The organism is Pseudonocardia sp. Ae150A_Ps1 (assembly GCF_001932315.1).
In the GTDB taxonomy this organism is placed as follows: domain Bacteria; phylum Actinomycetota; class Actinomycetes; order Mycobacteriales; family Pseudonocardiaceae; genus Pseudonocardia.
Genome location: NZ_MCIJ01000001.1, coordinates 2,496,474 through 2,516,310 on the forward strand (window position 1 = coordinate 2,496,474; position 19,837 = coordinate 2,516,310).

17 protein-coding genes are annotated in these 19,837 nt (G+C 74.8%); 8 read left to right on the top strand and 9 right to left on the bottom strand.

The features are described 5' to 3' along the window. Positions 1 to 5: 5 nt before the first annotated feature. A complete protein-coding gene (locus tag Ae150APs1_RS11460) occupies positions 6 to 1,409 on the bottom strand; it encodes an NAD(P)H-quinone dehydrogenase (protein ID WP_075297456.1) in 1,404 nt (467 codons plus the stop codon). Positions 1,410 to 1,553: 144 nt separating this feature from the next. Between Ae150APs1_RS11460 and Ae150APs1_RS11465 the strand changes: the two genes are divergently transcribed. Next, positions 1,554 to 2,012, top strand: coding sequence for a gamma-glutamylcyclotransferase (locus Ae150APs1_RS11465; protein WP_010241154.1), 459 nt, complete (start codon positions 1,554 to 1,556; stop codon positions 2,010 to 2,012). Positions 2,013 to 2,090: 78 nt separating this feature from the next. Here the strand turns inward: Ae150APs1_RS11465 and Ae150APs1_RS11470 are convergent, their stop codons facing one another. After that, positions 2,091 to 3,335 carry an amidohydrolase gene (locus Ae150APs1_RS11470; protein WP_060574886.1) on the bottom strand — a complete coding sequence of 415 codons (1,245 nt, stop codon included), beginning with the start codon at positions 3,333 to 3,335 and terminating at the stop codon, positions 2,091 to 2,093. Between the two features lie 439 nt (positions 3,336 to 3,774). Between Ae150APs1_RS11470 and Ae150APs1_RS11475 the strand changes: the two genes are divergently transcribed. From Ae150APs1_RS11475 to Ae150APs1_RS11490, 4 genes are all read left to right on the top strand, one after another. Next, positions 3,775 to 5,475, top strand: a complete 1,701-nt coding sequence (locus Ae150APs1_RS11475) for a serine/threonine-protein kinase (protein WP_249266301.1) — start codon at positions 3,775 to 3,777, stop codon at positions 5,473 to 5,475. A gap of 233 nt (positions 5,476 to 5,708) precedes the next feature. After that, the gene (locus Ae150APs1_RS11480) at positions 5,709 to 6,503 is read left to right on the top strand and encodes a purine-nucleoside phosphorylase (protein WP_075297458.1); all 795 of its coding nucleotides are present in this window, start codon (positions 5,709 to 5,711) and stop codon (positions 6,501 to 6,503) included. Between the two features lie 2 nt (positions 6,504 to 6,505). Next, positions 6,506 to 8,128, top strand: a complete 1,623-nt coding sequence (locus Ae150APs1_RS11485; RefSeq protein WP_075297460.1) for a phospho-sugar mutase — start codon at positions 6,506 to 6,508, stop codon at positions 8,126 to 8,128. Next, positions 8,125 to 8,583 (top strand): NAD(P)H-dependent oxidoreductase, encoded by a 459-nt coding sequence (locus tag Ae150APs1_RS11490; RefSeq protein ID WP_010230119.1) that lies wholly within the window; start codon positions 8,125 to 8,127, stop codon positions 8,581 to 8,583. The genes Ae150APs1_RS11485 and Ae150APs1_RS11490 overlap by 4 nt, the downstream gene beginning before the upstream one ends. A gap of 1 nt (position 8,584) precedes the next feature. On the opposite strand, the gene Ae150APs1_RS11495 is transcribed toward Ae150APs1_RS11490, so the two are convergent. Together Ae150APs1_RS11495 and upp are read right to left on the bottom strand one after the other, a co-directional pair. Beyond that, positions 8,585 to 9,355: an SGNH/GDSL hydrolase family protein gene (locus tag Ae150APs1_RS11495; RefSeq protein WP_075297462.1), complete on the bottom strand. Its 771-nt coding sequence runs from the start codon at positions 9,353 to 9,355 to the stop codon at positions 8,585 to 8,587. Between the two features lie 5 nt (positions 9,356 to 9,360). Continuing rightward, on the bottom strand, positions 9,361 to 9,984 hold the full coding sequence (gene upp, locus Ae150APs1_RS11500) for a uracil phosphoribosyltransferase (protein ID WP_010230123.1): 624 nt from the start codon (positions 9,982 to 9,984) through the stop codon (positions 9,361 to 9,363). Positions 9,985 to 10,405: 421 nt separating this feature from the next. Between upp and Ae150APs1_RS11505 the strand changes: the two genes are divergently transcribed. Next, positions 10,406 to 10,642 carry a hypothetical protein gene (locus tag Ae150APs1_RS11505; protein ID WP_075297464.1) on the top strand — a complete coding sequence of 79 codons (237 nt, stop codon included), beginning with the start codon at positions 10,406 to 10,408 and terminating at the stop codon, positions 10,640 to 10,642. A gap of 200 nt (positions 10,643 to 10,842) precedes the next feature. Then, complete coding sequence (locus Ae150APs1_RS11510) at positions 10,843 to 12,117, top strand: hypothetical protein (protein WP_029239536.1); 1,275 nt, start codon at positions 10,843 to 10,845, stop codon at positions 12,115 to 12,117. Here Ae150APs1_RS11510 and Ae150APs1_RS11515 read toward each other — a convergent pair. Further along, complete coding sequence (locus Ae150APs1_RS11515) at positions 12,114 to 13,280, bottom strand: adenosine deaminase (protein WP_075297466.1); 1,167 nt, start codon at positions 13,278 to 13,280, stop codon at positions 12,114 to 12,116. The genes Ae150APs1_RS11510 and Ae150APs1_RS11515 overlap by 4 nt on opposite strands. Before the next feature lie 264 nt (positions 13,281 to 13,544). On the opposite strand from Ae150APs1_RS11515, the gene Ae150APs1_RS11520 reads away from it, so the two are divergent. Continuing rightward, on the top strand, positions 13,545 to 14,882 hold the full coding sequence (locus Ae150APs1_RS11520; protein ID WP_075297468.1) for a hypothetical protein: 1,338 nt from the start codon (positions 13,545 to 13,547) through the stop codon (positions 14,880 to 14,882). Between the two features lie 77 nt (positions 14,883 to 14,959). Here the strand turns inward: Ae150APs1_RS11520 and Ae150APs1_RS11525 are convergent, their stop codons facing one another. The 4 genes from Ae150APs1_RS11525 to Ae150APs1_RS11540 form a co-directional block, all read right to left on the bottom strand. After that, positions 14,960 to 16,084, bottom strand: coding sequence for an aminotransferase class I/II-fold pyridoxal phosphate-dependent enzyme (locus Ae150APs1_RS11525; protein ID WP_075297470.1), 1,125 nt, complete (start codon positions 16,082 to 16,084; stop codon positions 14,960 to 14,962). A 22-nt stretch (positions 16,085 to 16,106) separates the two neighbouring features. Beyond that, positions 16,107 to 17,957: a murein biosynthesis integral membrane protein MurJ gene (gene murJ, locus Ae150APs1_RS11530; RefSeq protein ID WP_249266302.1), complete on the bottom strand. Its 1,851-nt coding sequence runs from the start codon at positions 17,955 to 17,957 to the stop codon at positions 16,107 to 16,109. 85 nt (positions 17,958 to 18,042) lie between these two features. Next, a complete protein-coding gene (locus Ae150APs1_RS11535; RefSeq protein WP_075297474.1) occupies positions 18,043 to 19,371 on the bottom strand; it encodes a thymidine phosphorylase in 1,329 nt (442 codons plus the stop codon). Between the two features lie 28 nt (positions 19,372 to 19,399). Continuing rightward, complete coding sequence (locus Ae150APs1_RS11540) at positions 19,400 to 19,804, bottom strand: cytidine deaminase (protein WP_033199552.1); 405 nt, start codon at positions 19,802 to 19,804, stop codon at positions 19,400 to 19,402. Between the last annotated feature and the right edge of the window lie 33 nt (positions 19,805 to 19,837).

Consider the following 19,837-nt stretch of genomic DNA (forward strand, 5'->3'; position numbering starts at 1 on the left):
GGCGCTCAGTCCAGGTCGGAGTGCTGCATCAGCTGACGACCGGCCTCGGTGATGGACCCGGACAGCGACGGGTACACCGAGAACGTGTGCGCGAGGTCGTCCACGTTCAGTCCGTTCTGGACGGCCATCGCGATCGGCAGGATCAGCTCGCTGGCGACCGGGGCCACGACGACGCCGCCGATCACCACGCCGGACGCCGGACGGCAGAACAGCTTCACGAAGCCGCGCCGCAGTCCGCGCATCTTGGCCCGCGGGTTCGTCGACAGCGGCAGCATGACGGTCCGCGCCGGGACCTCGCCGGAGTCGATCGCGTTCTGGCTGATGCCGACGGTCGCGATCTCCGGGCGGGTGAAGACGTTCGCCGCGACGGTCCGCAGCCGGATCGGGGCGACGCCCTCGCCGAGCGCGTGCCACATCGCGATCCGGCCCTGCATCGCCGCGACCGAGGCGAGCATCAGCACGCCGGTGCAGTCACCGGCCGCGTAGACGCCGGGCTCGGACGTCCGGGAGACCTTGTCCACCGGGACGAAGCCGCCGCGGTCGGTCTCGATGCCGACCTTCTCCAGCCCCAGGTCGCCGGTGTTCGGGATCGACCCGACCGTCATCAGCGCGTGCGAGCCCTCGACGGTGCGGCCGTCGGACAGCGTGACCCGCACCCCGTCGCCGGTGCTCTCGACCTTGTCGGCGCGGGTGTTCGGCAGGATCTCCACGCCACGCTCGGCGAAGACCTCCTCGAGCACCGCGGCGGCGTCGGCGTCCTCGTGCGGCAGCACCCGGTCCCGGCTGGAGACCAGGGTGACCCGGCAGCCGAGCTCGACGTAGGCGGAGCAGAACTCGGCACCCGTCACACCGGAGCCGACGACGATCAAGTGCTCGGGCAGCTCCTCGAGGTCGTAGAGCTGGCGCCAGTCGAGGACGCGGTCGCCGTCCGGCCGAGCGGAGTCCAGCACCCGCGGGGTGGCGCCGGTCGCGACGAGCACGATGTCGGCCAGGACGGCCTCGGTCGAGCCGTCCGGGTGGGTGACGACGAGCTCGTGCGCCGCCCGGGCCTCGGCCGGCCCGCTGAACTGTGCCGTGCCGGGGACGATCCGCACACCCTCGCCCTCCAGCCGGGCGCGGATGTCGGCCGACTGGGCCAGCGCGAGCGACTTCACCCGCTCGTTGACCGCGGGCAGGTCGACGGCGGAGTTGCCGCGGTCGACGAGCACGCCCAGGTCCTCGGCGCGGTGCAGGTCCACCCGCACGGCGGCGGAGGAGATGAAGGTCTTCGACGGGACGCAGTCGTGGACGACGCACGCGCCGCCCATCCCGTCCCGCTCGACGACGGTCACGTCGCTGCCGTGCTGGGCCGCGACGAGCGCGGCCTCGTACCCGGCCGGTCCGCCGCCCATGATGACGATGCGGGTCACGGGAAGGTTCCCCCCTGGAGATGTCGGTGGTGGTGAGCCGATGGCGGCCTCGCCACCGGTGTCGACGCCGCTCACAGTACGCGTGTCCGATTCTTTCGGCCGGGCGGGTCGAAGCGCCCGGACGACGGCCATTACCCTTCTCACGTGCCGCTGTATGCCGCGTACGGGTCGAACCTGGACCCCGAGCAGATGAAGGAGCGCGCCCCGCACTCGCCGATGGCCGGGACGGGGTGGCTCCAGGGCTGGCGGCTGACGTTCGGCGGTGAGGACTACACCTGGGAGGGCGCGCTCTCCACCGTGGTGGAGGAGCCGGGCTCGCAGGTCTTCGTCGTGCTCTACGACGTCCCCGAGCACGACGAGCGTCAGCTCGACCGCTGGGAGGGCGGTGAGCTCGGGATGCACAAGAAGCTGCGCCTGCGCGTCGCCACCCTCGACGGCAGCGTGCTCGCCTTCATCTACGTGCTGAACGCCTACGAGGGCGGCGAGCCGTCGGCACGCTACCTCGGGGTGATCGCCGACGCGGCCGAGACCGCCGGCGCGCCCGACGACTACGTCAACGAGCTCCGCAGCCGGCCGAGCCGCAAGTCCTCGCCCGGCACCTGACCCGCGAACGGCCGAGCGGCCCGGCCCGGAGTGATCCGGGACCGGGCCGCTCGTCGTCGTACGGGGGGCCGTGGGGCGTCAGGACGCGTCGGCCAGTGCCGCCAGCGCGGCGTGCACCAGCACCCGGGACCCGAACGGGAGCGCCCGCTCGTCGAGGTCGAACGTCGGCTGGTGGATGTCGCGCTTCGGGCCGCTGCCCGACCACACGCCGAGCCGGGCCATCGCGCCGTGCGCGTGCTCCAGGTACCAGGCGAAGTCCTCGCCGCCGGAGGACTGCTCGGTGCTCGCGTCGGCCGCGTCGCCCCCGACGGTGACCGCTGCGTCACGCAGCATCCCGGTGGAGGCCTCGTCGTTGACGACCGGCGGGACGCCGCGGACGTGGTCCAGCACGTACCCGACGCCGGTCGGGGCCAGCACCGACGCGACGAGCGCGCGCAGCGTGTCCTCGAGCTCGGTCCAGGTCGCGTGGTCGGCGGTGCGCAGCGTGCCGCGCAGCATCCCGGACTGCGGGATCGCGTTCGCCGCGTCGCCGGCGTGCACCGCGCCCCAGGTCAGGACGGTGCCCGACCGCGGGTCCACGTGCCGGGTCAGCAGCAGCGGGACCTGGGTGGCGAGCAGACCGAGCGCCTGGACGAGGTCGGCCGTCAGGTGCGGGCGCGAGGTGTGCCCGCCCGGGGAGGTCAGGCGCACCTCGATGAGGTCGCACGCCGAGGTGATCGGCCCGACCCGGGTGCCCAGCTTCCCCACCTCCAGGCGCGGGTCGCAGTGCAGCGCGAAGATCCGCTGCACCTCCTCCATGACGCCCTGGTCGCACACGTCGAGCGCGCCGCCGGGCTGCACCTCCTCGGCCGGCTGGAACACCAGCCGCACCCGCCCGGGCAGCGACGGCGCCGAGTTCAGCGCCAGCGCGGCACCGAGCAGCATCGCGGTGTGCCCGTCGTGCCCGCAGGCGTGCATCACGCCGGGGATCTCGGACGCGAACGACACACCGCTCTGCTCCTGCAGCGGCAGCGCGTCCATGTCGGCGCGCAGCGCCACCAGCGGACCGCCGTGCCCGACGTCGCACACGACGCCGGTACCTCCGGCCAGGGTCCGCGGCTCGAGACCGGCGCGCCGCAGCGTCTCGGACACGCGTGCGGTGGTGAGGTGCTCGCGCCGGGCGAGCTCGGGCTGGGCGTGGATCGCACGGCGCCAGCCGACGATCTCGCCCTTGTGCGCCCGCATCCACGACTCCAGCCAGGCCGGACCCGTGCCCTCACCGAGGTCGTCGACAGCGAGATCGGCGATCTCGGGGAGCTCGGTGCGGGTCTGCAGCGCAGTCACCTTGTCCTCCTCGTCAGGGAAAGTCCGGGACCGGTGCGGTGTCGACTCCGACGTCGCACCACGGTGCCCGTACGAGAGAAATGGTGCTCACCCGTCCGGCGGTGTTCCAGTCGAAATCGGCCGTTCACGGCTCCGGGCGGCGAGGGGTCGGCGGGGTGCTGCCAGCGGGATCGGCAGTTCTGACGAGCGGGCGGGCGGAGGCGCGACGAGCGGCCGTTTTCGCCGTTCACCGGCGGTCCGGGGCCTCGTCGCACGACGGCCGGTCCCCGCGCCGGCCCGGGCGCGGACGCTCGTCGCGGCGACCGGCGCCCGGCCCGCGGCGCGCACCGTCCGGCGTCGTGGACCGACCGGACCAGTGACACATCGTGACCAGCGGGAACGGGTCGTGACGGCAGGTGTGGCGGCGGGCCGCTCGGCGTGCGATGGGACAATCGTCGACGTGTCCGTTTCCGAAGGCGAGGTCCAGCGCCGCCAGATAGCCGGGCGGTACCGCGTCGACGGCCCGCTCGGCAGCGGCGCGATGGGCACGGTGTGGTCCGGCTTCGACGACGTCCTGCAGCGGCGGGTCGCCCTCAAGGAGCTGAAGATCCCGGACGGGATCCCCGACGGCGAGAAGCAGGAGCTGCGCGAGCGGATCATGCGCGAGGCCCGTGCACTGGCCGGGCTCTCGCACCCCAACGTGGTCACCGTCTTCGACGTGCTCGACTCCGGCGGCGAGGAGCCGCTGGTGATCATGGAGCTGGTGCCGTCGAAGAACCTCGCGTCGGCGATCTCCGAGCTGGGCAGGCTCGACTCCGCGCAGGCCGGCGTCGTCGGGTTCGGCACCGCGGCCGCCCTGCGCGCGGCGCACCGCGCCGGGATCACACACCGCGACGTCAAGCCCGGGAACGTCCTCATCTCGGACGACGGCCGGATCAAGCTCACCGACTTCGGCATCGCCCGCAACGAGTCCGACGCACCGATGACGTCGGCCGGCCTCGTGCTCGGCTCGCCCGCCTACATCGCACCGGAGGTCGCCGCCGGTCAGCCGGTCACGCCGGCCGCCGACCTGTGGGGCCTCGGCGCGACCCTGTACGCCGCCGTCGAGGGCCGCCCGCCCTACGACGTGGACGGCGACCCGGTCAAGACGATCACCGAGGTCGTCGACGGCCCGGTGCCGGTCCCGACGATGACCGGGCCGATCGCCGAGGTCATCAGCGGTCTCATGGTCAAGGAGCCGGCCGGCCGGATGCCGCTCGACGAGGTCCGCGCCCGGCTGCGGCCGCTGCTCGCCGACCCCGACGACCCGATCTTCCCCGGGTCGCCGGACGTCCCGACGATCATGGCGAGGGTCCCGGCGCCGACCACGCCGTCCGGCCCGCAGGTCCAGCGGCCGCCCCGCGGCGTGACCCCCACCGGGACCGGCACGTACCCGCGGGGCGGGGCGCCGCTCGCCGAGCCGGCCCCTCCGCCGCCGCCCGTCGCGGCCCCCGAACCGCCGCGCCCCGCGCCCGCGCGACCGGCTCCGTCGGCCCCGTCGCGCGCCCGCTCCGCCGGTACCCGGGCCCCGTCGGGGCGGCCCGGCGGTGTCGCCGGGGTGCTCGGCGGGATCCCGCTGGTGCTCGGTGGCGCGCTGCTGGTGCTGCTGGGAGCGCTGGGCGGGTTCACCGGCGTCCGTACCCTGGCCGGCCAGGAGGCGCTGAGCACGATCACCGTCGCGACCGAGCGCACGCCGCGGGTCGCGCACCCGGACCCGCTGGGCTTCACCGTGGCCGTCCCGCAGGACTGGACGCAGTACCGGTCCCCCGCAGGCGACGGCTCCGCCGTGGTGCGGTTCGTCAGCCCGGACGGCCGGCAGGAGCTGTCGGTCCGCGCGGCGGCGTCGGCGGCCGCGGTGACCGACGCCCTCACCCCGGAGGCGCTCGGCGTCGACACCGTCGACGCGACACCCGCCACCCAGGAGCCCGACGGCAGCAGCGAGGTCACGCTCACCACGACCAGTGGTCCTGCGGAGCGCAGCACGCTGCTGCGGATCGTCCCGGGCCGCACCCCCGACGGCGTGTGGGTCCTGCAGCTGACGTCCCCCGCCGGACAGGCCGAGTCCGCCGCCTCCGGCCTGTTCGCCGCGATCGCCGCCGGTTTCCGGACGACGTCGAGCTGACCCGAGGCCCGGACCCGCTCCGACCGCCCCACGCACCCCGTAGCCGCCCGCGGCACCCCACGCGCAGGGTGCGCCGACCCGCAACGGGGTGCGGCGACCCGGCACGCGGTGCCGGGCCCCCGGGGACGCCGCGCACCCCCTCGCCGCCTGCGGCACCCCACGCGCAGGGTGCGGCGGCCCGGCGCGGGGTGCGGCGGGAGATCGCCGCCGCGGGGCGGATCTAGGCTGGCCGCATGTCCGCTCCCGTGACGCTCGCCCAGAAGGCCGCCGCCGAGCTCGCCCGTCGCACCGGGTCCGGTTCCCACGACGTCGCGGTCGTGCTCGGCTCCGGCTGGCGCCCCGCCGCCGACGTCCTGGGCCCCGCCGACGCCGAGGTGCCGATGTCGGAGCTGCCCGGGTTCGTGCCGCCGTCCGCGGTCGGACACGGCGGCACCGTCCGGTCCCTGACCGTGGGCGGGACGAAGGTCCTCGTCCTGCTCGGCCGCACGCATCTCTACGAGGGCCACGGCGCCGATCCGATCGTGCACGGCGTCCGCACCGCGGCCGCCGCCGGGGTGGGCACGGTCGTCCTCACCAACGCCGCGGGCGGGATCACCGACGGGCTGTCCGTCGGGCAGCCGGTGCTGATCTCCGACCACCTGAACCTCCTGGCCCGCTCCCCGCTGCAGGGCGCGCACTTCGTCGACCTCACCGACGCGTACTCGCCGCGGCTGCGCGCCGCCGCCCGCGCGCTGGACCCGTCGCTGGTCGAGGGCGTCTACGCGGGGCTCCCGGGCCCGCACTTCGAGACGCCCGCGGAGATCCGGATGCTGCGCACCCTCGGCGCCGACCTGGTCGGCATGTCGACGGTGATGGAGACGATCGCCGCCCGTGCCGAGGGGTGCGAGGTCGCCGGGATCTCGCTGGTCACGAACCTCGCGGCGGGGCTGTCCGGGCAGCCGCTGGACCACCAGGAGGTCCTCGACGCCGGGCAGGCCGCCGCGACCCGGATGGGTTCGCTGCTCCGCGACCTGATCGGCCGGATCTGACCGTGCCCGCCCCCGAGCTGCGCGACGCCGCGCTGCGCTGGATCGCCGACGACCCGGACCCCGCCACCCGCACCGAGCTGCAGCGGGTCCTCGCGACGGCGCTGGCGGGCGGCCCGCCCGCCGTCGAGGCCGACGCCGAGCTCGCCGGGCGGATGTCCGGGCCGCTGCGGTTCGGCACGGCGGGCCTGCGCGGCCCGGTGCGGGCGGGCCCGTCCGGGATGAACGTCGCCGTGGTGACCCGGGCGACGGCGGGGCTGGCGTCCTGGCTCGCCGCGCGCGACGGCGGACCGGGCGGCCGGGTCGTCGTCGGGCGGGACGCGCGGCACGGGTCCGCCGCGTTCGCCGAGGCCACCGCGCGGGTGCTCGCCGGGGCCGGGTTCACCCCGGTCGTCCTGGACGGGCCGGTGCCGACGCCGGTCGTCGCGTTCGCCGTCCGGCACCTGGGGGCGGCGGCGGGCATCGCGGTGACCGCCTCGCACAACCCGCCCGCCGACAACGGCTACAAGGTCTACCTCGCCGACGGGGCGCAGCTCGTCCCGCCGGACGACGCCGGCATCGAGGCCGCGATCGACGCCGCCCCGGCCGCCGTGTCGGTGCCGCTCGGCACCGCACCCGCGCCGCTGGACGTCACCGAGGCCTACCTGGACCGGGTCGCGACGCTCCCGCGGACGCCGCGGGGCCCGGCACCGCGGATCGCGCTGACCCCGATGCACGGCGTCGGGGGTGCCCTCGCGACGGCCGCGCTGGCCCGCACCGGCGTCCACGACGTCCGCGTGGTGGCGAGCCAGGCACGGCCCGACCCCGACTTCCCGACCGTCGCGTTCCCCAACCCGGAGGAGCCCGGCGCGACCGACGCGCTGCTGGAGCTGGCCGCGTCGTCGGGGGCCGGTCTCGCGGTCGCCCTGGACCCGGACGCCGACCGGTGCGCGATCGGCGTCCCCACCGGTGACGGCTGGCGGATGCTCTCCGGCGACGAGACCGGCGTCCTGCTCGGCGACCACCTGCTGCGCACCGGCACGTACGCCGATCCGCTGGTCGCGACGACCGTGGTGTCGTCGTCGATGCTGGGACGGGTCGCCGCCGCCCGCGGGGCCCGTTTCGCCGAGACGCTGACCGGGTTCAAGTGGATCGTCCGCGGCGGCGACGGCCTCGTCTTCGGCTACGAGGAGGCCATCGGGCTGTGCGTCGACCCCGGCGGGGTGCGGGACAAGGACGGGATCTCCGCCGCCGTCGTCGCCGCGGACCTCGTGCGCGGGCTGGCGGCCGACGGGTCGTCGGTGCCGGAACGGCTCGACGAGCTGGCCGCCGAGTTCGGGGTGCACCTCACCGAGGGGATCTCGCTGCGGCTGGACCCCGCCGTCCGGGACGCGGCGGTGCGGCGGCTGCGGGACGACCCGCCCGCCGGGTGGGATGCCGACCGGCCGGCCCCGGACGTGCTGCGGCTGCGGCGCGACGGCGTCCGCGTGGTGATCCGCCCGTCCGGGACCGAGCCGAAGCTCAAGGCGTACCTGGAGGTCGTCGGCGAGCCGGTCGGTGACGTCGCGCTGGTGCCGGGGTCGCGGGAGCGGGCCGCCGGGCGGCTCGCCGCGCTGCGAGCCGAGGTCGCGGGGATGCTGGGGCCGTGACGACGCTGCTGATCGTGCACCACACGCCGTCCCCCGCGACCGCCGAGCTGCTGGCCGAGGTGACGGCCGGTGCCGCCGACCCGGAGATCACCGGGGTGGAGACCGTCGCCCGCGCCGCGCTCGCCGCGACCGCGTCGGACCTGCTGGCCGCCGACGCGGTGCTGCTCGGCACCCCGGCCAACATCGGCTACATGTCCGGGGCGCTGAAGCACTTCCTCGACCAGGTCTACTACGTCTGCGGCGAGGACACCCGGGGCCTGCCCTACGGCCTGTGGGTGCACGGCGGGTCGGACACCTCGGGGGCCACCCGGTCGGTGACGGCGATCGCCGAGGGCATGGGCTGGAGCGCGGCCACCGCCCCGGTCGAGGTCACCGGGGCGCCGGACCGGGCCGCCCGGGAGGCCTGCCGCGAGCTGGGGGCGGTGCTCGCCGCGACCGTCATGCCCGACGGCTGAGCTACCCGGCGGCGCGGCGGCGGTCGGGCGGGCGTTCCAGCCACGCCTCGATCCGCTCGGCCCACGCCTCGGAGATCTCCCGGTAGGCGGCCTGCCCGGCGTGCAGGCCGTCGGCGGTGCGGGTGGCCGGGAACAGGCCCGAGACGTCCAGGTACTCCACCGAGTGACCGGCCGCCCGGTGCTTCGCCGCGACGCCGGGCAGCCGCCGTCCGAGCTCGGCACGCTGCGCGCGCTGCTTCGTCAGCGGCGCCCACACCCCCGCCATGATCACGTGGGTGCGGGGTGCCGCGGCGAAGATCCGGTCCAGCATCCGGTCGAGCGTCGTCGCGGTGTCCCGGGCCGACACACCGTTCAGCAGGTCGTTCGTGCCCGCGTGCAGCAGGACGACGTCCGGCTCGGCGGCCAGCACCCACCCGCCGGTCATGGGGAGCATCCGGGCGGCGGTCCAGCCGGACCGGCCCTCGTGGTCGCCGTCGGGCAGTGCGTCCGGGCCGCCGTTCCGGGAGCCGACGAAGTCGAGCCGGACACCGCGTGCCGTGAGCCGCTCCCACAGCGGCAGCCGGTACCCGGCGGTGGCCGTGCTGCCGACCCCGACCGTCGACGACGCCCCGAGCGGCATCACCTTGAGGGTCCCCGGCGCCGAGGCCGCCGGGACGTCGATCTCCTCCGGCCGGTCCGCCGCGGACAGCACCGAGACGGTGCCGGCGACGGCGAGGACCACCGCGGCGGAGAGGAGACGCCGGACCCAGCGGCGCCCCGGACGGCGGGGCACGGGGCTCAGACCGAGCCGAACTGGCGGTCCCCGGCGTCGCCGAGGCCGGGGACGATGAAGGCGGAGTCGTTGAGCCGCTCGTCGATGCTGGCCGTCACCATCCGGACCGGCAGCCCCGACTCCTCCAGCCGCCGCACCCCCTCGGGCGCGGACAGTGCACAGACGACGGTCACGTCGTCGGCGCCGCGGCGGGTCAGCAGCTCGACGGTGTGCACCATCGACCCGCCGGTGGCCAGCATCGGGTCCAGCACGAACACCGGCCGCCCGACGAGCGAGTCGGGCAGCGACTCCATGTACGGCACCGGCTGGTGGGTCGTCTCGTCCCGGGCCATCCCGACGAAGCCCATCTGGGCCTCCGGGACGAGGTTCAGCGCGGCCTCCGCCATCCCCAGCCCCGCCCGCAGCACCGGGACGAGCACCGGCGGCGTCGCGAGCCGGTAGCCGACGGTCCGGGAGACCGGGGTGTGGATCTGGGCCTCCGCGAGCGGGGCCGCCCGGGTGGCCTCGTAGATCAGCATGAGGGTCAGCTCCCGCAGCGCCGCCCGGAAGGTGGCGTTGTCGGTCCGCGCGTCCCGCATGGTGCTCAGCCGAGCCCGCGCCAACGGGTGGTCGACGACGATCGTGTCCACGAGCGGACAGCCTACGGACGCCCGGCCGCCGGCGGAGCCCCCGCGATCGGTGCCCTCGACCACCGGCACGACGTTGACACGGATGCGTGTCACGGTTCACGAAGAGTGAGGCCTGGACCTGCACCGACGGGTGATGTCGAGACACCTCCATGGACCCTTCTCGTCCGCCCGGGTGAGGCCCCGGACACCTCCGCAGACCTTGCGTGACAGTCGATCCCCGATCGATCTCGTGATCACCACGGGTGGCGCTCGCGACACGCCGCGTTCCCCTCTTCGCGTGACCCTGTACGCCCGGTGCCACGATCAGCACTCGTGGTCGCTGATTTTCGGGATTCACCTGACCCGAACGGGTGGTATGGCCGAAACGGTGTCACACCGAGGCCTCCGGCGACGCTGTACTAGATGACGAGGAGGTGATCCGATGCCGGAGAACACGACTTCCGAGGAGCAGACGTTGATCGCTGCTGCGGAAAAGCTCACGCAGTGCGACGGGTACGTCGTTCTGGCGGTGGACCCGCAGACCGGGGAGGTGGACGCGCACGGCCCGTTCGACGGGATGACGGCGACCATCAAGGCCGACCAGTTGCGGCGGGACTTCAACCGTGGCGGTCTCGAGGACGTCTCGATCGGCGTGGTCCGACTGCACAGCCAGGCCTGACCCCCGGCGGGGCCGCCCCGAGGCCCCGCGGAGACACACGGAGAACAGACGCGCGTCCCGCCGCACCACCGGGCCCCGATCCCGCGACGGCGGGCGCGCACCGACTTCTGCGGCACCGGTGACCGGTGCCGCAGCCGTTGTCGGCGACACCCGGGCGGTCGGCCCGGCCGGTCGTCCGCACCGACGATAGGGTCGGCGACGTGGCAAGCGACATCGTCCCGATCCGGCTCGCCCTCACACGGGGCGACGTGGTCACCCTGTGGGCACCTCCGTGGCGCGAGGACGGCGAGGAGTGGGAGGCCTTCCTCGGCGACGACGAACACGTGTTCGTCTTCGACGAGGTCGCGGGCCTCGCCGCGTTCGTCCGTACCGCGTCCGGGCACGACCTCGAGGACCACCCCGCGTGGGCCGCGGTCCCCGGTCTCGCCGTCGGGGAGCTGACCCCGGACGAGGCCCACCGCTACGACCTCGTCGGGCTGCCCGAGCTCGCCGCGGGCGACCCCGACGCGTTCACCGTGCAGGAGCTGCACGAGGCCGTCTCGATCGTCCGCTCGCTCGCCGACGTCTGCGATCTCGAGAACGTGATCACCGCGCTGGACGGTGAGCCGTCGTTCGCGCTGCTGCGTGAGGGCGAGCAGGCCTTCGGTGGCCGCGAGGGCGCGAAGCACTGGTCCGCCCTCTCCGAGGCGCTCACCCGGCACTGGGACGAGATCGTCGACACCGTCGACGGGCTCGTCTCCACCCCCGACGTCGACGCCGGCGCGCTGGAGAAGGCGCGGACCGAGGCCGCCGAGTGGGAGGCGGCCCGCGAGGCCGCCTTCGGCGCCGCGGAGGCCGACGACGACGAGGCCCTGGAGGCCGCCGCGCTCGAGGCCGGTGCGGCGGAGGCCGACGACGAGGACGAGGCCCCGGACGGGTTCTGGACGCGGGTCGGCATCGACCCGATCCGGATCGAGTCCGGCGACCGCTCGGTCGTGACCCTGCGGTGCTACCTGGACGACAAGCCGGTCTTCCTCGGCTCCGACGGGAAGATCGACGTCTTCGGCTCCGAGCGGGCGATGTTCCGTGCGCTGGCCGATCCGGAGCACCCCGCGGTGCACGGCACCGATCTCGCGGCGGCCGTCACCTTCACCGACGTGCTGGAGGCCGCGGGGACCGGCGACCTCGACGAGGGCGTCGACGACATGAACACCTACGTGCTGACCGGCATCGGCCCGGACCTGGCCGAGGGCGTGCTCGACCTGGACCCGGTGCAGCTGGACCTGGCGTCCGAGCTGCTGACCGACGTCGGCGAGTGGGCCGGGGACCCCGAGCCCGCCGACTCGCTGGCCGAGTCGAACAGCCTGGGCTGGCTGGTGTCGTTCGTCGTCCGCCCGGACCCGACCCGGATGGCTCCGAGCCCGCCGTTCAGCCAGGAGGCGCAGTCCTGGGGCGAGCTGGTCGCCGGGCTCGAGGCCCGGCTCCGGGAGCACTAGGGCGCGAGCGGGCGCGCCAGCGCCTCGTACCCCGGCTTGATCACCTCGTCGATCAGGGCGAGCCGCTCGTCGAAGCCGATGAAGGCCGACTTCATCGCGTTCACCGTGAACCACTGCAGGGTGTCCCAGCCGTAGCCGAAGGTCTCGGCGAGATCGGTCATCTCGCTGGTCATCGTGCAGCCCGACATCAGCCGGTTGTCGGTGTTCACGGTGACCCGGAACCGCAACTCGGTGAGCAGGCCGATCGGGTGCTCGGCCAGCGACGCCACCGCGCCGGTGTTGAGGTTCGACGTCGGGCACATCTCCAGCGGCACCCGGCTGTCGCGGACGTAGGCGGCCAGGCGGCCCAGCCGGGGCGCCTCACCGGCACGGACCTCGATGTCGTCGACGATGCGGACGCCGTGCCCGAGCCGGTCCGCGCCGCACCACTGGATCGCCTCCCAGATCGACGGCAGCCCGAACGCCTCGCCGGCGTGGATGGTGACGTGCGCGTTCTGCTGGCGGACGTACTCGAAGGCGTCGAGGTGGCGGGTGGGCGGGAACCCCTTCTCGGCCCCGGCGATGTCGAAGCCGACGACGGCGACCGGGGCCGGTGCGGTGACACCGCCCGGCGCCGGTGCGTCGAGCGGCGGGCGGTGCCGCACCACCAGCTCGGCGATCTCCCGCGACCGGGCGGCGTGCCGCATCGCGGTGAGGAGGACGCCGATCCGGATCGTCCGCCCGGCCGCGGCGGCCCGCTCGGTGCCGATCCGGAACCCGTCGAGCACGGCGTCGATGACGGCGTCGACGTCGAGGCCGCCCTCGACGTGCAGCTCGGGGGCGAACCGCACCTCGGCGTAGACGACGCCGTCGCCTGCGAGGTCCTCGGCCGCCTCGGCCGCGACCCGGCTCAGCGCCTCCCGGGTCTGCATCACGGCGACGGTGTGGCCGAACGTCTCCAGGTACCGCTCCAGCGACCCGGAGTGGGCGGCGCCGAGGAACCACGCGGCGAGCTCGCCGGGGCCGGTCGTCGGCAGCCGGTCGTAGCCGATCTCGCGGGCCAGGTCGACGACCGTCCCGACGCGCAGGCCGCCGTCGAGATGGTCGTGCAGCAGCACCTTGGGCGCCTCGCGCACGGTCTCGCGGCTGACGGGCGTCGGGCTCGGGTCCGCGGGATCTGCCACGGCCAGACGGTACCGAGCGGACCCGGCCGCAACGGCACGGGCCGGGCCGCGACCGTGACCGACCCCACGCCGGTCCCGGCCCGGATCCGCCCCGGACCGGCGTGGCGCGCGCCACCGGCCGCCCCGACCTGCCATGATCGTCCCCGATCCGGGCGCGAGACATGCCCCGGACGGCTCAACCCAACACCGTCCGTCGACGCTCGAACGGCGGTCGCTACCCTCTGGGCACTCCCCACTTGGCTCAGAGGAAGCGCAGCAGGTGCCATGAGCGACACTTCGAACCTCTCGTTCGACCGGATGCGCGGCATGCTCATGCGGGCGGCCGAGATCCGTGACAGCGAACAGCAACAGATCTTCGACTCCCTCGACGAGATCCACGCCCGGCTGGCCGCACTGGACGCCATCGGCACCGTGCGCAAGAAGCTCACCGAGCTCCCCGACCGGACCGAGCTCAACGTCCTCTCCGAGCGCCTCGACGAGACGGTCACGAAGCTCGACAACCAGGAGATCGTGCTCGGCGCGATCACCCGGGCGATCGAGTCGCTGCCGGACAAGCTGGCCAAGCCGATCGCCCAGCTCGACGGCCGGCTCGACGGCATGGGCGGCCGCCTCGAAGGCGTCTCCGGCCGGATGGACGGCCTGGACGACCGCCTCGGCGGCCTGCACAAGCGCCTCGACGACCTCGACAACCGGCTCGACCGGCACGAGATGCGGCTGGACGCCATGCCGAACGCCGTCGCCTCCCCGATCAAGGAGCGCGTCGACGGCATCGAGCGTCAGGTCAAGGAGCAGCTCGACGGCGCGGTGAGCTCGTTCGAGGAGACCGGCGAGGGCCTGCGCAACCTGCTCGGCGACACGTCCGTCGGCCTGCACCGCAGGCTGGAGGAGCTGTCCCAGCGCCCGGCGGTCGACCCGACCCCCGCGTTCGACGGCCTCACCGAGCGTCTCGAGGCGCTGTCCGCACGGCTGGAGGAGGTCGGCACCCGTCTGGACTCGGTCGAGACCGGGCTCGACGGCAAGCTGGCCGACCTCGACGGGTCGGTCAAGGAGCGGGTCGGCGAGCTCGGCGGCTCGCTCAAGGACCGCCTCGGCGAGCTCGACGGCTCGGTCGGTGACCGTCTCACCGGCGTCGACGAGAAGCTCACCGGCTTCGACCAGCGACTCGACAAGCTCTCGACCGACGTCGACGGCCGCTTCGACGGGCTCTCCGAGAGCGTCGACGGGCGGCTGGACAAGCTCACCGGTGACGTCGACTCCCGCCTGGAGAAGCTCTCCGGCGACGTCGACAAGGTGTCGGGCGACGTCGGCACCCGGCTCGGCGAGCTCGACGCGGTGCTGCGGGACCGCCCGGACGCCGGCTCGGTGACCGACCTGGTGACCCGCGCCAACGCGGAGTCCGAGCGCCGCAACGCCAGCCAGCTGGACGAGGCCATGGCCACGTTCGCGGAGCTGATCATGGGCCGGGGCGGCCAGTACGCCCAGCAGTCGGCCCCGCCGCCCCCGCCGCGCCCGGCCCAGCGCCGCGGCCGCCAGAAGGTGGCGGTGAAGAGCCAGAACGGCGCCTCGGCGGCCGACCTGGTGAACGACGACCCGGACGACTGAGCCGGTCGATCCCCGCGAACGCCGCGTCCCGCACCCGGGGCGCGGCGTTCGTGCGTCCCGGGCCGGTGCCGGGCGGGTCAGCGCAGCGCGCCGGCCATCCGGCGCACCGCCTCGGTGAGGACGTCCGGGTGCGTCGCGAGGTTCAGGCGGGCGTGCCCGGCTCCACCCGCCCCGAACGGCAGGCCCGCGTTGAGTGCCACCCGGCCCCGCTCCAGGAACACGGCCGCGGGATCGTCGCCGAGCCCGAGGGCCCGGCAGTCCAGCCACGCCAGGAACGACGCGGCTCCCGGCCGGTACCGGACGTCCGGGAGCCACCCGTCCAGCAGCTCGCCGAGCAGCGCCCGGTTGCCGGCGATCGCGGTGACGAAGCCGTCCAGCCAGTCCCGGCCGTCGTCGAGCGCCGCGACGTGCGCGTGCACGGCGACGTGGCTCGCCCCGACCTCCAGGATCTCCGCGGGCAGGCATCCCGGATCGGCCTCCGGCCCGACGACGGCGATCGCCGCCTTCAGCCCGGCCAGGTTCCATCCCTTCGACGCCGACAGCAGTGCGACGCCGTCCTCGGCACCCGGCACGGTCAGCCACGGTGTGAAGGGCGTGCCCGGGTCGACCAGCGGGGCGTGGATCTCGTCGGCGACGACGGTGACCCCGTGCCGGCGCGCGAGCTCCGCCACGACCGCGAGCTCGGCGGCGGTGTGCACGGTGCCGGTCGGGTTGTGCGGCGAGCACAGCAGGAACGCACCCACGCCCGGCCGTGCGAACGCCGTCGCGAGGGTGTCCGGGTCGAGCCGGCCGTCGGCGGTGAGCGGCGCCGGCACCGGCTCCAGGCCCGCCTGACGCAGGTGGGAGTGGAACGGCGGGTACACCGGCGGCGTGACGACGACACCGCCGTCCGGGGCGACGACCCGCAGCGTCTCGACGGCACCCTGCATCACGTCCGGCACGACCAGCGCCCGCCGCGGGTCGAGGTCCCAGCCCCACCGGTCCCGGGCGAACCGCGCGAACGCCTCGGCGTAGCCGGAGCCGGCCGGGTAGCCGGTGTCGCCGCGCCGGAGCACCCCGGTGACCGCGTCGACGACGGCGGGGGCGAGCCCGACGTCGGCCTCCGCCACCCACAGCGGGAGGACGTCGTCGTCGTAGGTCCGCCACTTCATGCTCGTGCGGCGGCGCAGCTCGCTCAGCGGCGGGAACTCGAGAGGGTCCACCGGCCCGATGCTGGCACGGCCGTCACCGCCGTGCGAGGCGCCGGAAGACCGCGTCGAGCTCGGCGACCTTCAGCAGCCGCATGCCCACGACCGCGAGCGGCAGCGCGACCAGGGTGCCGCCGACCAGGATCGTCCAGGCCCGGGCGACGACCGGCCAGTCGGCCATCGCGGGCTCCGCGAGCTGCGCGAGACCCCAGGCGATCGCCGCGCCCGCGGCGGACGCGAACGCGACCCGGAACAGGGTGTTCAGCACCTCGGCGGTGCGGACCCGGCCCAGCCGCCTGCGCAGCAGCCACTGCCCGATCACGGCACCGCCGACGAACGACAGCCCGTTCGCCGCGGCGAGGCCCAGCACGACCTGCTCGGGGGGCAGCAGCAGCGGGCACAGCAGCAGCAGCGGGATCTTCACGCCGACCATGCCGACCTGGATCAGCGTCGGGGTCCGCGAGTCGGTCATCGCGTAGAAGACCCGCATCTGCAGCATCGTCACCGCGTACGGCAGCAGCCCGAACGCCGACCAGGCGACGGTCTCGCCGAGCCGGGCCGCCCCCGTGCCGCTGCCCGCGCCGACCGAGAACAGCGCGGTGCCCAGCGCTCCGCCGAACGCCGTCATGATCGCCGCGATCGGGAGCAGCCCGACCGTGGAGAGCCGGGCACCGAGCGAGAGATCGGTGACGACCTGCGCCGTGTCCCCGTTCGCGGCGGCCCGGCTCATCCGCGGCATCAGCGCGGTCAGCAGCGAGACGCCGAGCACGCCGTACGGGACCTGCAGCAGCAGCCACGCGTTCATGTAGGTGGCGAACGAGCCGCCGTCGGACTGGGTGGCCACCCGGGTGGTGACGACGTAGCCGGCCTGCCCGACGAGGACGTAGCCGACGATCCACAACGCCATCCCGCCGGCCCGCGACAGGCGCGGGTCCCAGCCCCACACGGGGCGGTACCGGAACCCGATCCGCCGCATGAAGGGGATCAGCACGAGCGCCTGGACGACGATGCCCAGCGTCGTACCCAGCCCCAGGACGAGCAGCTTCGGGTCGCCCATCTGCACGGGGTCGGTGGAGATCTCCCCCGGTACCAGCACGTAGACGGCGAGCACGCCCAGCACGACGACGTTGTTCAGCACCGGCGCCCACGCGAACGGCCCGAACACCTGCTTGGAGTTCAGGATCGCGCCGAGCAGCGCCCCGATGCCGTAGAAGAAGATCTGCGGGAGCAGCAGCCAGGCGAACGCCGTCGCCAGCTCGGGATTGGCCCGGCCCGTGTCCGAGCTGATGTAGAGCGCGGTGAGGAGCGGCGCGGCGAGCATGGCGATCGCCGTGGCGACCAGCAGCGCCGCACCGACGACCGTCAGCAGCTTGCGGGTGAAGTGCTCGCCGCCGTCGGCGTCCTCGGCCTGGGCCCGGACCAGCACCGGGATCATCACGCTGGTGAGGACACCGCCGAGCAGCAGCTCGTAGACGATGTTCGGCAGCGTGTTGGACACGCTGTACGAGTCGTTGACGACGGCCAGTCCCAGCACCGCGACCAGCGCCAGGTTCCGGACGAACCCGGTGACCCGGCTGACCAGGCTGGCGATCGCGATCATCCCGGAGGACCGGACGAGGGAGCCCGCGTTCTCGGTCCCCTTCGCCGGGGTCCCCGGGTCCGCGCCCGGTGCCGCGGCCGGGATCCCCTGGGTCGGGGTCTCCGGCTCGCGCCGACCGGGGGCGGCGACCGGGTCGATCGGGGTGGTCTCCGGGCCGTCGTCCGGCCGCACCGGTCGCCCGACCGGGGGGGTGACCTCCCCGGCGGTCTCCGGGGGTGCAGGGCGGCCCCGCTCCGGCATCACCGGTCGGGGTATCGGGTCCCGCTCCACCCGTCGGTCCTCACGCATCGCGCACCATCGTGCCGGATCGGAATCGTCCGCCCCGAGCCGCCCGGCGCAGGACCGTGGCCCCGTCCGGACGCCGGCCCGCGGGTCACTCCGCCCGGCGCACGTCCAGCACGAGGTCCCGCTCCGGCGGCGGGTCCGCCGTGATCAGCAGCGCCGCACCGGCGACCAGCCTCCGTGCGTCCGGGATCCGCTCCGGGGTGTCGGTGTGCAGTTCCAGCAGCGGAGTCCCGGCCCGGACCTCGTCGCCGGGCTCCACCAGCAACCGCACCCCTGCCGCGGCCTGCACCGGGTCCTCCTTGCGGGCCCGCCCGGCACCGAGCCGCCAGGCCGCGGGGCCGACGGCGAGCGCGTCGGCCCCGGAGAACACGCCGGACCGGTCGGCGGTGACCTGCTCGACGTGCCGGGCGACCGGCAGCGGCGCGTCCGGGTCGCCGCCCTGCGCGGCGATCATCCGTTCCCACACCGCGTGGGCCTTGCCGGACGCGAGCACCGCGGCCGGATCGGCGTCGGTGATCCCGGCCAGGTCCAGCATCTCGCGGGCCAGCGCGACCGTCAGCTCGACGAGATCGGCGGGTCCGCCGCCGCGGAGCACCTCCACCGACTCCCCGACCTCGAGCGCGTTGCCCACGCACCGGCCGAGCGGGCGGGCCATGTCGGTGATCAGCGCCGTCGTCGGGAGGCCGTGCGCGGCGCCGATCCCGGTCATGGCGTCGGCCAGCTCCCCGGCGCGGCCGAGGCTCTTCATGAAGGCACCGGACCCGACCTTGACGTCGAGCACCAGCCCGCCGGTGCCCTCGGCCAGCTTCTTGCTCATGATCGAGCTGGCGATCAGCGGGACCGACTCGACGGTGCCGGTGACGTCGCGCAGCGCGTAGAGCCGCCGGTCGGCCGGTGCCAGCGTCGGGGTCGTCGCGCAGATCACGGCGCCGACCTCGGCGAGCTGCTCCCGGATCTCCGCGGTGGACAGCGACGCCCGCCAGCCGGGGATCGCCTCCAGCTTGTCCAGGGTGCCGCCGGTGTGCCCGAGCCCGCGCCCGGACAGCTGCGGGACGGCCGCACCGCAGGCCGCGACCAGCGGCGCCAGCGGCAGGGTGATCTTGTCGCCGACCCCGCCGGTGGAGTGCTTGTCGACCAGCGGGCGCCCGACGTCGCCGAAGTCCAGGACGTCCCCGGAGTCGATCATCGCCTGGGTCCAGTGCGCCGTCTCGGCCGCGTCCATCCCGTTGAGCAGGATCGCCATGGCGAGCGCGGACATCTGCTCGTCGGCGACCTCGTCGCGGGTGTAGGCGCCCACCACCCACTCGATCTGGTCGCGGGTCAGCTCGCGGCAGTCCCGCTTGGCGGCGATGATCTCGACCGCGCTGAACGACGGCGCCGGCTCCGGCGCGTCGGCCCATCCCACCCCGCGGATCATCGCGACCTCCCGGCGTCCCCGTCGACCGTCACGGCAGGTGCTCCGGGCCGAACGCGTCGGGCAGCACCTCGGTGAAGGGCAGCACGCCCCGGGGGGTGTCGCACAGCAGCTCCCGTCCGCCGAACTCGTACAGGACCTGCCGGCACCGGCCGCACGGCATCAGCAGGTCGCCGCCGCCGGACCGGCACGCGACCGCCAGCAGCCGTCCGCCGCCGGAGAGCCGCAGCTGCCCGGCGAGGGTCACCTCGGCGCAGACGCCGAGGCCGTAGGAGGCGTTCTCGACGTTGCAGCCGGTGATCACCCGGCCGTCGTCGACGAGTGCCGCGGCGCCCACCCGCAGGCCCGAGTACGGGGCGTACGCCCAGGCCGCGGCCTCGACCGCGGCCGCGCGCAACGCGTCCCAGCCGGGCACCGGCGGGTCCGGGCGCACCATGTCCGCACCGGCGCCGGACGGTCCGCCGCCCGC